At 69.9% G+C, this 14231-nt stretch carries 13 protein-coding genes; 6 read left to right on the top strand and 7 right to left on the bottom strand.

Annotation, left to right across the window (positions count from 1 at the left end; genetic code table 11):
• The first annotated feature begins 92 nt into the window (after positions 1 to 92).
• The 4 genes from ACQR3U_RS01020 to ACQR3U_RS01035 all read left to right on the top strand — a co-directional run bounded on the left by ACQR3U_RS01020 (position 93) and on the right by ACQR3U_RS01035 (position 4286).
• On the top strand, positions 93 to 860 hold the full coding sequence (locus ACQR3U_RS01020) for a DeoR/GlpR family DNA-binding transcription regulator (RefSeq protein ID WP_019289185.1): 768 nt from the start codon (positions 93 to 95) through the stop codon (positions 858 to 860).
• Entirely contained in the window at positions 857 to 1846 is a 990-nt protein-coding gene (gene pfkB, locus ACQR3U_RS01025; RefSeq protein ID WP_230809494.1) for a 1-phosphofructokinase, read from the top strand. Before ACQR3U_RS01020 ends, pfkB begins: the two co-directional genes overlap by 4 nt.
• Before the next feature lie 8 nt (positions 1847 to 1854).
• Positions 1855 to 3945, top strand: coding sequence for a PTS fructose transporter subunit IIABC (locus ACQR3U_RS01030; protein ID WP_230809495.1), 2091 nt, complete (start codon positions 1855 to 1857; stop codon positions 3943 to 3945).
• Between the two features lie 83 nt (positions 3946 to 4028).
• Positions 4029 to 4286, top strand: a complete 258-nt coding sequence (locus ACQR3U_RS01035; RefSeq protein ID WP_006551308.1) for an HPr family phosphocarrier protein — start codon at positions 4029 to 4031, stop codon at positions 4284 to 4286.
• A gap of 77 nt (positions 4287 to 4363) precedes the next feature.
• On the opposite strand, the gene ACQR3U_RS01040 is transcribed toward ACQR3U_RS01035, so the two are convergent.
• From ACQR3U_RS01040 to ACQR3U_RS01060, 5 genes are all read right to left on the bottom strand, one after another.
• A complete protein-coding gene (locus tag ACQR3U_RS01040; RefSeq protein WP_230809496.1) occupies positions 4364 to 5404 on the bottom strand; it encodes a hypothetical protein in 1041 nt (346 codons plus the stop codon).
• Complete coding sequence (hflX, locus tag ACQR3U_RS01045) at positions 5404 to 6870, bottom strand: GTPase HflX (RefSeq protein ID WP_006551306.1); 1467 nt, start codon at positions 6868 to 6870, stop codon at positions 5404 to 5406. The genes ACQR3U_RS01040 and hflX overlap by 1 nt, the downstream gene beginning before the upstream one ends.
• A 105-nt stretch (positions 6871 to 6975) precedes the next feature.
• Positions 6976 to 7842 carry a diaminopimelate epimerase gene (dapF, locus tag ACQR3U_RS01050; RefSeq protein WP_230809497.1) on the bottom strand — a complete coding sequence of 289 codons (867 nt, stop codon included), beginning with the start codon at positions 7840 to 7842 and terminating at the stop codon, positions 6976 to 6978.
• Positions 7843 to 7852: 10 nt separating this feature from the next.
• Positions 7853 to 8815 carry a tRNA (adenosine(37)-N6)-dimethylallyltransferase MiaA gene (gene miaA, locus ACQR3U_RS01055; RefSeq protein ID WP_019289178.1) on the bottom strand — a complete coding sequence of 321 codons (963 nt, stop codon included), beginning with the start codon at positions 8813 to 8815 and terminating at the stop codon, positions 7853 to 7855.
• Positions 8812 to 9525: a hypothetical protein gene (locus tag ACQR3U_RS01060; RefSeq protein WP_230809498.1), complete on the bottom strand. Its 714-nt coding sequence runs from the start codon at positions 9523 to 9525 to the stop codon at positions 8812 to 8814. Before ACQR3U_RS01060 ends, miaA begins: the two co-directional genes overlap by 4 nt.
• Positions 9526 to 9674: 149 nt before the next feature.
• On the opposite strand from ACQR3U_RS01060, the gene ACQR3U_RS01065 reads away from it, so the two are divergent.
• The gene (locus ACQR3U_RS01065; RefSeq protein WP_230809499.1) at positions 9675 to 11087 is read left to right on the top strand and encodes a DUF349 domain-containing protein; all 1413 of its coding nucleotides are present in this window, start codon (positions 9675 to 9677) and stop codon (positions 11085 to 11087) included.
• A 76-nt stretch (positions 11088 to 11163) separates the two neighbouring features.
• Here the strand turns inward: ACQR3U_RS01065 and ACQR3U_RS01070 are convergent, their stop codons facing one another.
• On the bottom strand, positions 11164 to 11757 hold the full coding sequence (locus ACQR3U_RS01070; protein WP_016692697.1) for an Rv2732c family membrane protein: 594 nt from the start codon (positions 11755 to 11757) through the stop codon (positions 11164 to 11166).
• Positions 11745 to 13274 carry a tRNA (N6-isopentenyl adenosine(37)-C2)-methylthiotransferase MiaB gene (gene miaB / locus ACQR3U_RS01075; protein WP_033096540.1) on the bottom strand — a complete coding sequence of 510 codons (1530 nt, stop codon included), beginning with the start codon at positions 13272 to 13274 and terminating at the stop codon, positions 11745 to 11747. The genes ACQR3U_RS01070 and miaB overlap by 13 nt, the downstream gene beginning before the upstream one ends.
• Positions 13275 to 13499: 225 nt before the next feature.
• Between miaB and ACQR3U_RS01080 the strand changes: the two genes are divergently transcribed.
• Entirely contained in the window at positions 13500 to 14228 is a 729-nt protein-coding gene (locus ACQR3U_RS01080) for an amino acid ABC transporter ATP-binding protein (protein ID WP_174556276.1), read from the top strand.
• Positions 14229 to 14231: the final 3 nt, after the last annotated feature.

Raw genomic sequence — 14231 nt, forward strand, 5'->3', positions numbered from 1 at the left:
TCGGAAGCCTTGACATGTCAACACAGACGGGCGTAAAACAACATGAACCAACATTGTTTTCCCCACAGATCGGGGTACCCCCAGGAGTGTCGGTGTACGCAGAGGAACGGCAGCAGGCGATCGCAGCACTGGTGGCGGCACGTGGCCGCGTGTCGGTCGCAGTGCTCGCCGACCGGTACGGCGTCACCACCGAGACCGTGCGCCGCGACCTCGCACACCTCGAACGCCTGGGCCTCGTGCGGCGGGTTCACGGCGGCGCGATCCCGGCCGCCTCGCTCTCGGTGGCCGAGCCTGCCCTCTCCGAGCGCGAACACACCCGCGCCGAACACAAGGACCGCATCGCCGCCGCCGCGACGTCCTTCCTCCCGCCGTCCGGCGGAAGCGTGCTCTTCGACGCCGGCACCACGACCGGCAGGATCGTCGGAGCGCTGCCGCCCGAGGTCGACCTCACCGTCGTCACCAACTCGGTGCCGATCGCCGCGCGCCTCGCCGCAATGAGCACCGTGCAACTGCACCTGCTCGGCGGTCGCGTCCGCGGTGTCACGCAGGCCGCGGTGGGTGCCGAGGCCCTCGCCACCTTGTCGACGGTGCACGTCGACGTGGCCTTCATCGGCACCAACGCGCTGAGCATCGACCACGGCCTGTCCACCCCCGACGCCGACGAGGCCGCGGTCAAGCGCGCGATGGTGCGCACCGCCGACCGGGTCGTCGTGGTCGCCGATTCGTCGAAGGTCGGTCGGCGCAATCTGCTGAGCTTCGCGTCGCTCGAACCGATCGACGTTCTGGTCACCGACACCGATCTCGACGACACCGACCGTCGGCAACTCATCGAACACGGAATCGAGGTGGTGACGACATGATCGTCACGCTCACGGCCAACCCCAGTCTCGATCGCACGGTCGGGCTGACGGGCCCGCTCGAGCGCGGGAAGGTGCATCGCACCGAGCGATCCACCGTCGATCCGGGCGGCAAGGGGATCAACGTCGCGCGTGTGCTGCACGCCGCGACGACCGAGGTCGTCGCCGTTCTCCCGGCCAACGCCGGCGATCCTCTGCTCGCCGCGCTGGACGAGCAGGGCATCGCCCATCGGGCCGTGCCCACCTCCGGGCCGACGCGCAACAACATCACCGTCGCCGAACCCGACGGCACCACGACCAAACTCAACGAACCCGGAACCCCCTGCACCGGACGCACACTCGGCGAGTTGCACGCAGTCCTGCTGGAATGCGCGCAGGGAGCCGCGTGGACCGTCCTGTCCGGTTCTCTTCCTCCCGGTGTGCCCGAGTCGTGGTATGCCGATCTCGTGGGTGCCCTGCGCGGTCTCGGATGCCGCATCGCGGTCGACACCTCCGAGCGGCCACTGCTCGCCCTCGCCGAGCGGTTCCCCGCGGCGGCCCCGGACGTGATCAAGCCGAACGCCGACGAACTGGCCCAGCTCACCGGCGCGGACGCCCACGAACTCGAATCCGGCGCCGCCGCAGGAGACGTCGGCGCCGTGGTCGACGCGGGACGGGTGCTGGTGGAACGCGGGGTCGGCGCGGTACTCGCGACCCTCGGCGGTGCGGGCGCGGTGCTGGTCACCGCCACCGGCGCGTGGCGGGCCACCGCCGACGACGTCGCGGTCCGCAGCACGGTCGGCGCGGGCGACTCGTCGCTCGCCGGATATCTGCTCGCCGAGCAGGCCGGTCACACCCCCGACGAGTGCCTGCGCCTCGCCGTGGCGTACGGAACCGCAGCCGTCACGCTCCCCGGAACAGCCCTGCCCACACCCGATTCCGTCGATCCATCCCGAGTGCACGTCACCGACGTCCACCGCCGACCCCGACCGCTCCCCTCCCACTCCTAAGGAACGTCATGTCCGACACCAACTCCGGCTCCGCAGGCGGTTCCTCGATCATCGGCACGGAACTCGTCTCGCTCGATGTAGACCTGGGATCCGACAAGAACTCCGTCATCGCCGCGCTCGCCGAGCGTCTCGCAGCGAACGGTCGCGCATCCGACGCCGACGCACTCACCGCGGCCGTTCTCGAACGGGAGGCCAAGTCCGCCACCGGCCTTCCCGGCGGGATCGCGATCCCGCACGCACGCAGCGAAGCGGTGACCACGCCGTCGCTCGGTTTCGCCCGGCTGTCCCCGAAGGCCGACTTCGGTGCGCCCGACGGACCCGCCGACCTCGTCTTCCTCATTGCCGCGCCCGAAGGTGCGGGCGGCGACCACATGAAGCTGCTCACGGCTCTCGCTCGTGCACTCGTGCGCCCGGACTTCGTCGCGTCGCTGCGCGCGGCCGCGTCCGCGGACGAGGTCATCGCGCTGGTCGAGGACGTCCTCCCGCCCCGACCGGAGTCGTCGGGCAGCGCTCCTGCCGGCTCGACCGCAGCGCCGGAACAGCCGTCACCGACAGCCGCTGCGAAGCCGGCGGTCGCGTCTCCGCAGAGCGCGGAACAGCCCGGAGGCCGCACGATCGTCGCGGTCACCGCGTGCCCGACCGGTATCGCGCACACCTACATGGCCGCCGATGCGCTGGCCGCCGCCGGTGAACGCGCGGGCGTGACGGTCCGGGTGGAGACGCAGGGATCGAGCGGCAGCACTCCCCTGCCCCCCGACGTGATCGCCGGCGCCGACGCCGTCATCTTCGCCACCGACGTGGGGGTCAAGGGCCGCGAACGGTTCGCCGGGAAGCCCGTGATCGCATCGGGCGTCAAGCGCGCGATCAACGAACCGGACACCATGGTCGACGAGGCCCTGCGGGCCGCCACCGATCCGTCCGCACGCACCGTCGAGGGCACCGCGGGCGCCCCGGCGGGTGAGTCGGAGAGCGGCAGCGACCTCGGTTGGGGTACCCGGCTGCGGCAGATCCTGCTCACCGGTGTGAGTTACATGATCCCGTTCGTCGCGGCCGGTGGTCTGCTCATCGCTCTGGGCTTCCTGCTCGCCGGTCCCAACATCACCGACTCGGCCGCCGACATCGTCCTCGACAACACGCTCACCAACCTTCCCGAGGGTGGGCTCGGCACTTATCTCGGTGCGGTGCTGTACCAGATCGGCTCGTTGGCGTTCTCGTTCCTCGTCCCGGCACTGGCCGGGTACATCGCCTTCGCGATCGCGGACCGTCCGGGTCTGGCTCCGGGCTTCACCGCCGGTGCGGTGGCCGTCTTCGTCGGCGCCGGTTTCATCGGCGGTCTGGTCGGTGGCATCATCGCCGGCTTCGCGGCCCTGTGGGTCGGCCGTATCCCGCTGCCCACTTGGGCTCGTGGCCTGATGCCTGTGGTGATCATCCCGCTGCTCGCGAGCCTGATCGTCGGTGGGCTCATGTTCCTGCTGCTCGGTCGCCCGCTCGCCGCGATCACGACCGGTCTCACCGACTGGCTCAACGGCCTGTCCGGTGGTTCCGCGGTGCTGCTCGGTGCGATCCTCGGCCTGATGATGTGCTTCGACCTCGGCGGACCGGTCAACAAGGCCGCCTACGCCTTCGCGGTCGCGGGTCTCGACGTCGCCAACACCGGTTCGCTCGAGATCATGGCGGCGGTCATGGCCGCCGGTATGGTTCCGCCGCTCGCCATGGCGCTGTCGTCGCTGGTGCGTCCGCGTCTCTACAGCACGGCCGAACGCGAGAACGGCAAGGCCGCCTGGCTGCTCGGTGCATCGTTCATCTCGGAGGGCGCCATCCCGTTCGCGGCGGCCGACCCGTTCCGGGTCATCCCGTCGATGATGCTCGGCGGCGCCGTGACCGGCGGCATCGTCATGGCGACGGGTGTCACGCTCACCGCTCCCCACGGCGGATTGTTCGTGCTGTTCGCGATGGACCGCGTCGTGTGGTTCCTGATCGCACTGGCAGCCGGTACGGTGGTCGCCGCACTCGCGGTCAGTATCGCCAAGTCGATCACGCGTCCCGCCCGGGTTGCCGCCGACGAGGCGAACCCCCAGCCCGTAGCGGCACGCTCCTGATCACAGCGGCACGCTCCTGATCACAGCGGCACGCGCCTGATCTACCCGACTTCCTGCACTTCCCCACCACGAAGGAGATTCCCATGCCCAGCACCACCGTTGCCGTCGGCTCGTCCATCGGCCTGCACGCCCGTCCTGCAGGGATCATCGCCGAGGCCGTGGTCGCGGCCGGTGTCCCCGTGACCCTCGCGGTCGACGGCGGCGAGCCCGTCGACGCCGGTTCGGCCCTGATGATCATGACGCTCGGCGCAGAAAAGGGCACGCAGGTCACGATCTCGTGCGATGACGACGCGGTCCTCGCGCAGGTCGCGGAGCTGGTCGCCGCGGACCTCGACGCCTGATCTCAGCCGCGGTCGCGGCGTCTGATCTCGGCCGCGGTCGCGGCGTCTGATCTCGGCCGCGGTCGCGGCGTCTGATCTCAGCGGCGGGCGCGGCGCCGGACGACGAGTCCGAGCACCCCGAGGGCGATGACTCCGGCGGCCACGCTCGCACCGACGACCGGCAGTGCCGCGGGCGACATCTCGTCCGCGGCATCGTCGTCCGCGGGTGCGAAGAGATCGGTCGCACCGCGACGGATATGGATCGGTGGATTCTCCGTGCCTGCCGCGCCGCGCTCGGACGCGGTGACCAGGTCACCGTCGGCGGTGAATGCGACGGCTTCGCCCTGCGGTTCGTCCGGGACCGGGACGCGGAAGCGCGGACCGGCGACCAGAGCGGACGCGAGATCGCCGTCGGGGACGTGGAACAGGTAGACGTCGGTGTAGGTGCGGACCGCCGCGACCGTCCCGTCGGCGTTGACCGCACCGCCGGTGATCATCGAGGAGGACGCACCGGGAATGGGACCGCCGGGGGTGTCCGACGGTCCGAGTGCCAGCGACCCGACCCTCTCGAGGGGGGCAGGTCCCGGGACGGGGAGGCCGTCGATCGTGAGTCCGCGTGCGGGCCGGTAGACATTGCTCGAGCCGAACAGCGCCTTCGTCACGATCACAGGTTCGCCTGTCGCGGAGACGAGCACGGTCTCGGCGTCGCGGGGACCGTCTGGATAGGTCAGCCGGTGCAGATCTCCCTGCCCGGTGTCGGGGTCGAGGGAGATGAGCGCGATCGTCTCGCGGACGCGGGTGTTGTCGCCGAGATCCCCGAGCCACAACCGGCCGTCGGGCCCCGCGGCGAGATCCTCGACGTCGTAGGGATCGACGGGCGACGGAACGCGTTGCAGCACCGAGCAATCGTCGTCGAGTTCGACGATGCGTTCGTCCTCCCCGGCATCGGGCGTCGCGAACAGCCGGTCGCCGATCGTCGCGAGGCCGGACAGTTCGGTGAGCACGGGATCGTCGGGGGTACACAGCATCTCGGTCGGCAAATCCGCGACCGGAGTCTCGGTGTCCTGCGCGCCTGCGTGCGAGACCGGCACGAACGCCGCGACGGCAGCGAGCAGCGCCGCCCGGCGTACGACCCGCATCAGGCCGCGAAGTCGACCAATGCCGACGCCAGCGCTGCCGGCACCTTCGCGTGCACCCGCGTGCCGTCCACCTCGTGCTCGGACGACAGGATCTGACCGTCCGAATGGATGCGCGCGAGCAAATCACCGCGGGTGTACGGCAGGAGCAGCTTCACCTCGACGTCGGGATCCTCGAGCAGACCCGCGAGCTGGGTCTGCAACTCCTCGACGCCCACGCCGGTGTGCGCGGAGACGAACACCGCGCCGGGGATCGCGCTGCGCAACTGCGTCAGGGTGACCGGGTCGGCGGCATCGATCTTGTTGACGACGATCAGTTCCGGCGGCGGCGGTGCGTCCGATTCGCGGAGCACCTCGGTGACGACTTCGCGCACCGCCTTGATCTGCTCTGTGGGCATGGGGTCGGAGCCGTCGACGACGTGGAGCAGCACATCGGCGTCGGCGACCTCCTCGAGAGTCGACCGGAACGCCTCGACCAGCTGGGTCGGGAGGTGCCGGACGAAACCGACGGTGTCGGTGAGCACGTACTCGCGGCCGTCGGGCAGCGCCGACCGGCGGGTCGTCGGGTCGAGGGTCGCGAACAGTGCGTTCTGCACCAGGACACCGGAGCCGGTGAGCTTGTTGAGCAGGCTCGACTTACCGGCGTTGGTGTATCCCACGATCGCGACGGACGGGATCTTGTTGCGCAGACGCCGGGTGCGCTTGGTGTCGCGCGCGGCCTTCATCGCCTTGATCTCGCGACGGAGCTTGGCCATCCGCTCACGGATCCGGCGACGGTCGGTCTCGATCTTCGTCTCACCGGGACCGCGCAGGCCCACACCGCCGTTGCTGCCGGCACGGCCACCGGCCTGCCGCGACATCGATTCGCCCCAGCCACGCAGACGCGGGAGCATGTACTCCATCTGTGCGAGGGAGACCTGTGCCTTGCCCTCACGCGAGGTGGCGTGCTGGGCGAAGATGTCGAGGATCAGCGCGGTCCGGTCGATGACCTTGACCTTGACGACCTTCTCCAGCGCGGTGAGCTGGGCGGGGGTGAGTTCGCCGTCGCAGATCACGGTGTCTGCGCCGGTGGACAGGACGATCTCCCGGAGTTCGTCGGCTTTGCCGGAGCCGATGTAGGTGGAGGCATCGGGCCGGTCACGACGTTGGACCAGGCCTTCGAGGACCTCGGAGCCCGCAGTCTCGGCGAGCGCGGCCAGCTCGGCCAGGCTCGCTTCCGCCTGGGCGGCCGTTCCGCCCGTCCAGACACCGACGAGCACGACACGCTCGAGTCGGAGCTGGCGGTATTCGACCTCGGTGATGTCCTCGAGTTCGGTGGACAGACCGGCCACACGCCGCAACGCGCTACGGTCTTCGAGTTGCATCTCGCCGACGGACGGATCCTCGGCGGTCCAGCCTCCGGATGCGTCGTACGCGGTCGGAGTGCTGTCATCTGTGGTTGCGCGATGCATGCGCTGTGTGTTCGTCATACACCTCCATGGTGTCACGAAGCCCGAATCGGTGCATTCGAGTTTTTCTGCCGCATCCGCGCGGGGGGTACCCAAGTGCGCGCCGGCCGGGCCGAGCGGCGCCGATCAGATCGGCGCCGACCACCAGGTGTCGTCGAGTTCACCCGTCGCGACCAGCACAGACGGCCCGCGCAACCAGGCGCGACCGTTCTCGATGCGCACCTCGACCGAGCCACCGGGGATCCGCACCTGCACCGCGCCGTCGGATGCGCCGTCGAAGCGCAGGGCCGCAGCAGCCGCGGCCACCGTGCCGGTTCCGCACGAGCGGGTCTCCCCCACGCCGCGTTCGTGGACGCGCATGTGGACCGTCCCGGCCGCGATCGGGGTCAGGAACTCGATGTTGACCCCGTGCGGGAAGAAGCCCGGGTCGAAGCCGGGCGAGGTGAGGTCGAGACCGGCAAGGCTCGTGTCGTTCAGGTGCGGGTCCACGCACGCGAGGTGCGGGTTGCCGACGTCGATGCCGATGCCCGGATAGACCCGCCCGTCGATGGTCGCCGCCGACTCGCCGAGGGTGCGCACCGTCCCCATGTCCACGGTCACCTCGCCGAGGACCGGTCCTGTCTCGTGCACGGTGACGGGCTTGCCTCCCGCCCGGCTGCCGACGACGAACTCGCGGCGGTCCTCGAACCCGTGCGCGGTCAGATAGTGCGCGAACACCCGCACACCGTTGCCGCACATCTCGGCGATGGATCCGTCGCCGTTGCGGTAGTCCATGAACCAGTCGTCGGCGTCGGTGCCCTCGGGCAGTTCTCCGAGCGCGCCGGCCGACACCAGTGCCCCGGCCCGGGCCACGCGGAGCACACCGTCGGCGCCGAGCCCGCGACGCCGGTCGCACAGGGCCGCGATCCGGCCTGCGCCGAGGTCAAGGCGGGCGTCGGGATCCGGAAGGATCACGAAGTCGTTCTCGGTTCCGTGCCCTTTGCTGAACTCCATGCGCGCTACCTTATCGGGCTGGTGAGGCCGGTGATGTGCGTGCGTCCCGGACGGCCCGCAACGCGACGTCGAGCAGGTGGGGGTCGGCGCCGTCGAGCCAGTGGATGCGCGGGTCGCGGCGGAACCACGAGCGTTGCCGTCGCACGTAGCGCCGGGTCCCGATGAACGTCCGCTCGCGTGCGTGGTCGAGGTCGTACTCCCCGTCGATGTACGCGAGCACCTGTGCGTAGCCGATCGCGCGACGTGCGGTGACGCCCTCGCGCAGCCCGACTTCGAGGAGTCCGTGCACCTCGTCGACGAGGCCGCGTTCGAACATCAGGTCGGTGCGCCGCGCGATGCGGTCGTCGAGTTCGGCGGTGTCGCGGTCGACGCCCAGGATCACGGTGCCCCAGCGGGGCTCACCGATCGTCGGCTGCGACGCCGCGAACGGTTGCCCGGTCAGCTCGACGACCTCGAGCGCGCGGACCATGCGGCGGCCGTCGGTGGGCAGGATCGTCGCCGCTGCGGCGGGATCGGCGCTCTGCAGCGCCCGGTGGACCGCGGCGGGCCCCTCGGTCTCGAGCACCGCCTCCCACTTGGCACGGACCTGCGGATCCGTCGCCGGGAACTGCCATTCGTCGAGCAGTGCCTGCACGTACATCATCGATCCGCCGACGACGATCGGGAGGCGGCCGCGGCCGAGGATCGCCTCGACGTCGGCGATCGCGGCCTGCTGGTAGCGGGCGACCGTCGCCGTCTCGGTGACGTCGAGGACGTCGAGTTGATGGTGCGGGATCCCGCGACGCTCGTCCGGTGCCAGCTTGGCCGTCCCGATGTCCATCCCGCGGTACTGCTGCATCGCGTCGATGTTGACGATCTCGCCGCCGAGCGCTTCGGCGAGGTCCAGTCCGAGATCGGACTTGCCCGTGGCGGTGGGGCCCACCACCGCGATCGGTACGAGCGTGTCGGCGGGACCGGTGCTTTCTGCGCTCACGGTGTCCAGATCCCCACGTGGTAGCCCACGCCGTAGGGCGCGGCGGAGTAGGTGACGGACGCCGAGCGCGGGCGCGCTCCGAGGGTGGCCGCCAGGACGTGCCAGGCAGCGCGGCCGGTCAGCTTGATGTCCGAACACAGGTCGGGGTCGAGCGCCGCGAGCACCTCCGTGTCGCCGGCGCCGAGCGCTGCGGCCAGGGCCGCCTCGACCTCCTCCGAGCGCGGATCGTAGGCGCCGGGCGCCTTTGCGGTGAGGGTCGTCGCTCCGTCCGCGACGACGAGCAGTGCTCGCGGCAGATCGTCGCGGTCGAGCTCCGCACGCAGGTCGCGGCCGAGATCGGCGCAGTGGGCGGCGTCGGCGTCGGCGGCCACCACGTGGGTCGTCACGTGGGTGCCGGGTGCCGTGCCGTCGCGGATCCAGCCGGCCACCAGCGCGGTCAACGCGAGCGCGGGATCGGGTTCACCGGCGGCCTCAGGACCGAGCTGCACCGTGACGTCGACACCGAACCCGAGGAAGGTTCCGCGCGCGGTGGAAGGAACGGTCTGTTCGGCCGTCTCGGCTCCCACGACCACCCATTCCGCGGCACCGGACAGGCTGCGACCGACCTCGAGAACCGCCTCGCGCAGATCGCCGGTCTCGGAGACGGCGAGACCGGTGAGCTCGGGGACGAGCAGCGGTGGGGACGGCACGAACGCCGCGGCGGTCAACACATCGGCAACCGTAGTCCACCGGACCCGGCGCCCTGCATGGACACGACCTGTTTCAATAGTGAGCGGACACGATCGCGGAGCCCCGGGATCGACCGGCGGTAGACCCATGCGACCAGGCAGCCGTGCCGCGCGGCAGAGATGAGGTATCGATGAGCGACCCGAACGCACAGGACCGAACCGGCGAGTCGACGCAGGAGCGGACCCCGCGTCCCGGTCCCGCCACACCCCGAGCCCATGCTGCGACGCCCGGCCCCGCGGGCCGAGAGAACGGCAGTTCCACCGCAGCACCCCCGAAGCCGCATCCCGTCGCGGCCCAGACGCACCCCCACGTCCCGGCGGTGCCCGCGAGCGATCCGAGTCGGTTCGGACGCGTCGACGAGGACGGCACCGCATGGGTCCGCACGAGCGAGGGCGAGCGGTGCATCGGATCGTGGCAGGCAGGCGACGCCGCCGAGGGCCTCGCGCACTTCGGACGCCGTTACGACGATCTCGTCACCGAGGTGGCGATCCTCGAGACCCGGTTGACCTCCGGCACCGCCGACGTGAAGAAGACCCGCGCGGCCGCCGAGGCACTGGCCGAGTCGCTGCCGACCGCCGCCGTCATCGGTGATCTCGATGCGCTCGCCGCCCGGCTCACCGCGATCATCGAGCACTCCGAGGAGGCTGCGGCTCTCGCCAAGCAGGAAAAGGAGCGTCGGCGCGCCGAGAGCACGGCCCGCAAGGAGGCCCTCGCGGCCGAGTCCGAGACGATCGCCGCCGAATCCACCCAATGGAAGGCCGCGGGCGACCGGCTGCGCGAGATCCTCGAGGAGTGGAAGACCATCCGCGGGGTCGACCGGAAGGTCGACGACGTGTTGTGGCGTCGCTATTCGAAGGCACGCGAGGCGTTCAACCGGCGTCGCGGAGCCCACTTCGCCGAACTCGACCGCGAGCGCGCCGCGGCGAAGAGCCGCAAGGAAGAACTCGTCGCCCTGGCGGAGGAGCTGCAGAACTCCACCGACTGGGGTGCCACCGCCGCGGCCTTCCGCGACCTGCTCGCCGAGTGGAAGGCGGCCGGACGGGCACCGAACGACGCCGACGACCAGCTGTGGAAGCGGTTCAAGGGCGCCCAGGACGTCTTCTTCGCCGCACGCAACGCCGCGAACGCCGAGCGCGACGCCGAGTTCGAGGAGAATGCCCGCGCGAAGGAGGCCCTGCTCGAGGTGGCCTCCTCGATCGACCCGTCGGCCGATCTCGAAGGTGCCCGGGCGCGCCTGCGCGAGCTGCAGGACCAGTGGGAGGCGATCGGCAAGGTGCCGCGCGAGCGCATGCACGATCTCGAAGGCCGTCTGCGGGCCATCGAGAAGAAGGTGCGCGAGGCCGCGGATTCCGAGTGGCGCCGCTCCGATCCCGAGGCCCTCGCGCGTGCGGCCCAGTTCCGTGAGCGGGTGCGTCAGTTCGAGGAGCAGGCCGCCAAGGCGACCGCCGCCGGCCGGGCGAAGGAGGCCGAGAAGGCTCTCGCCCAGGCCGCGCAGTGGCGCGAGTGGGCCGACGCGGCCGAAGGTGCCGTCGGCGAGCGCTGACCCCGCGACATCCGAGACGGACGATCCCCCTCTCCCGGTCCGGGAGAGGGGGATCGTCGTGTTCGTGCCGGAGGCGTCAGGCCTCGGGGTCGTCGCGCATCAGGCGGGGCCGCTCGTGCTGTGCTGCGACCTTCCGCAACTCGGCCTCGGCTTCGAGCTGGGCCGAGGTCCGCGCCCACACCACGCGGGCCCAGTGGAAGACGATCACCATGACGGCGAACCAACCGATCACGAGACCGAATCCCGGTCCCGCGGCGGACGACTCGACGGGCAGGGTCTGGCGCGACCAGATCGCGAGCATGCCGAAGACGATGGTCACCGCCGAGCCGGCCAGGGACACCCACGCCAACGCCCACTTGCGGGTGACGAGCGCGAGAATCGAGCCCAGCCCGGCGAAGACCACTGCGAAGCCGACGAACAGCCGCGACGGCAGACCGATCTCCTCGGTGGTCGCGTCCGGGGCGAAGGACAGCACCTCCCACCCGTTGGCGGATCCGGCGTGGGGCAGGCTGAAGGTCGCCAGCAGGATCAGGACGGCGATCGCGACGAACATCGCCCGGGCGCCCGGGTCGATGTCGCTCGCCACCTTCCGTTCGGCGGCTTCGAGTTCGGCGCGTACGTCACCCGTCGCGTGGTGATCGTGCGGCTTGTCGGTGGTCATGCGTTGCATCCCATCTGAGGCGGCAGCGGGTCGGGGACGCCGATGCTCGGCAGTCCGAGTCCGACACCGATCGGCGGTGTCTTGGGCAACCGGCCCTGTTCGAAGTGGTCGCCCGCACGTGTACGGCGGTGCGTGAGGATCGGGGTGTCCGCGACGAGGTGGTGCGGCGCGGCGTCGCTGACGACGATCGTGATGACGTCGCCGGGACGCACCGCGGTGTCGATCGCGCCCTCGGGACGGAAGTGGACGAGGCGGCCGTCGCGGGCACGCCCGCTCATCCGGGCGGTCTCGGCGTTCTTGCGACCCTCCCCCGCCGCGACGAGCAATTCGACCTCCGTGCCGACGAGCTTGCGGTTCTCCTCGAGGGTGATGCGTTCCTGCAGCGCGATCAGACGGTTGTAGCGCTCCTGCACTACGGCCTTGGGGACCTGACCCTCCATGTCTGCTGCGGGCGTGCCGGGACGCTTCGAGTACTGGAAGGTGAACGCGCTGGTGAAACGCGCCTTCTCGACGACCTCGAGGGTCTGCTGGAAGTCCTCCTCGGTCTCACCGGGGAAACCGACGATGATGTCGGTGGTGATCGCGGCGTGCGGCATCGCGGCCCGAACCCGCTCGATGATGCCAAGGAAGCGTTCCTTGCGGTACGAGCGGCGCATGGCGCGCAGGATCCGGTCGCTGCCGGACTGCAGCGGCATGTGCAGTTGCGGGCACACGTTGGGGGTCTGCGCCATCGCGTCGATGACGTCGTCGGTGAATTCCGCCGGATGCGGGGACGTGAAGCGCACCCGCTCGAGGCCCTCGATGTCGCCGCACGCGCGCAGCAGCGACGCGAAGGCGCCCCGGTCGCGGGGCTGCTCCGGATCGGCGAAGGACCGGCCGTAGGAGTTGACGTTCTGGCCGAGCAGTGTCACCTCGAGCACGCCCTCGTCGACGAGCGCCTGCACCTCGGCGAGGATGTCACCCGGGCGCCGGTCGACCTCCTTGCCGCGCAGCGACGGCACGATGCAGAAGGTGCACGTGTTGTTGCAGCCGACGGAGATCGACACCCATCCGGCGTACGACGACTCGCGCTTGGCGGGCAGCGTCGAGGGGAACGCCTCGAGGGCGTCGAGGATCTCGACCTCGGCACGGCGATTGTGCCGCGCGCGTTCGAGCAGTGCGGGGAGATTGCCGATGTTGTGCGTGCCGAAGACCACGTCGACCCAGGGCGCCTTCTTCACGACCGTGTCGCGGTCCTTCTGGGCGAGGCAGCCTCCGACGGCGATCTGCATGTCGGGGTTGTCGTCCTTGACCGGACGCAGATGACTCAGATTGCCGTACAGCTTGTTGTCGGCGTTCTCCCGCACCGCGCAGGTGTTGAAGACCACCAGATCTGGTGACGCGCCGGGCACGGCCTTGGTGAAGCCGGCGTCCTCCAACAACCCCGACAGACGCTCGGAGTCATGTACGTTCATCTGGCAGCCGTAGGTGCGGACCTCGTAGGTCCGGGCACCGGTACGGGGGGCTTCTTCGTCGATCAGTGACACGTCTCAGGGTATCTCACCTCGGCGGGTCCCCTTTCCTCGCGCCGACCGCGCGTGCCCCGTCGAGGTATCCGATACTGCTCGTGCAGTAAAAATCCCGTGACGCGCGTGTCGAAGGTGTCCCGAAATGCGAAGTCTCGGGCGTCGGACGGCATAGGGTCTGCAGATATGACATCAGCGGCCGCCGGAACGGATCGTCCGTCCGAGAAGTCGGACACCAGCTCGTCCATGATCTCCATGAACGGGGTGAACAAGCATTTCGGATCCCTGCACGTACTGCAGGACATCAACCTCGAGATTCCGCGAGGACAGGTCGTCATCGTCGTCGGCCCGTCGGGTTCGGGCAAATCGACCCTCTGCCGCACCATCAACCGGCTCGAACCGATCGATTCGGGAGAGATCCACGTCGACGGCACCCTGCTGCCGGAGGAGGGCAAGGCACTCGCCCGCCTTCGTTCGGACGTCGGCATGGTGTTCCAATCGTTCAACCTCTTCGCCCACAAGACGATCCTCGAGAACGTCATGCTCGGCCCCCTCAAGGTGCGCAGGATCAAGAAGGACAAGGTCCGCGAGTCGGCGATGCAGCTGCTCGACCGGGTCGGGATCGCCAATCAGGCCGACAAATACCCGGCGCAGCTGTCGGGCGGCCAGCAGCAGCGCGTGGCGATCGCACGCGCGCTCGCGATGAATCCCAAGGTCATGCTGTTCGACGAGCCCACCTCCGCCCTCGACCCCGAGATGGTCCAGGAGGTCCTCGACGTGATGACCTCCCTCGCGAAAGAGGGCATGACGATGGTCGTGGTCACCCACGAGATGGGATTCGCCCGCAAGGCCGGCGACCGCGTTCTGTTCATGGCCGACGGTCGCATCGTCGAGGACACCGATCCCGAGACCTTCTTCACCACACCGAAATCCGATCGCGCCAAGGACTTCCTCGGCAAGATCCTCAGTCACTGACCT

Origin of the sequence: Rhodococcus sp. IEGM1339, from assembly GCF_050321925.1 — a bacterium.
GTDB classification, from domain to species: Bacteria; Actinomycetota; Actinomycetes; order Mycobacteriales; family Mycobacteriaceae; genus Rhodococcus; species Rhodococcus pyridinivorans.

Coding starts and splice junctions, on each gene's coding strand:
- ACQR3U_RS01080 (WP_174556276.1), top strand. CDS start 13,500: ATGATCTCCATGAACGGGGTGAACAAGCATTTCGGATCCCTGCACGTA.
- ACQR3U_RS01065 (WP_230809499.1), top strand. CDS start 9,675: ATGAGCGACCCGAACGCACAGGACCGAACCGGCGAGTCGACGCAGGAG.
- ACQR3U_RS01035 (WP_006551308.1), top strand. CDS start 4,029: ATGCCCAGCACCACCGTTGCCGTCGGCTCGTCCATCGGCCTGCACGCC.
- hflX (WP_006551306.1), bottom strand. CDS start 6,870: ATGACGAACACACAGCGCATGCATCGCGCAACCACAGATGACAGCACT.
- ACQR3U_RS01070 (WP_016692697.1), bottom strand. CDS start 11,757: ATGCAACGCATGACCACCGACAAGCCGCACGATCACCACGCGACGGGT.
- pfkB (WP_230809494.1), top strand. CDS start 857: ATGATCGTCACGCTCACGGCCAACCCCAGTCTCGATCGCACGGTCGGG.
- dapF (WP_230809497.1), bottom strand. CDS start 7,842: ATGGAGTTCAGCAAAGGGCACGGAACCGAGAACGACTTCGTGATCCTT.
- ACQR3U_RS01030 (WP_230809495.1), top strand. CDS start 1,855: ATGTCCGACACCAACTCCGGCTCCGCAGGCGGTTCCTCGATCATCGGC.
- ACQR3U_RS01040 (WP_230809496.1), bottom strand. CDS start 5,404: ATGCGGGTCGTACGCCGGGCGGCGCTGCTCGCTGCCGTCGCGGCGTTC.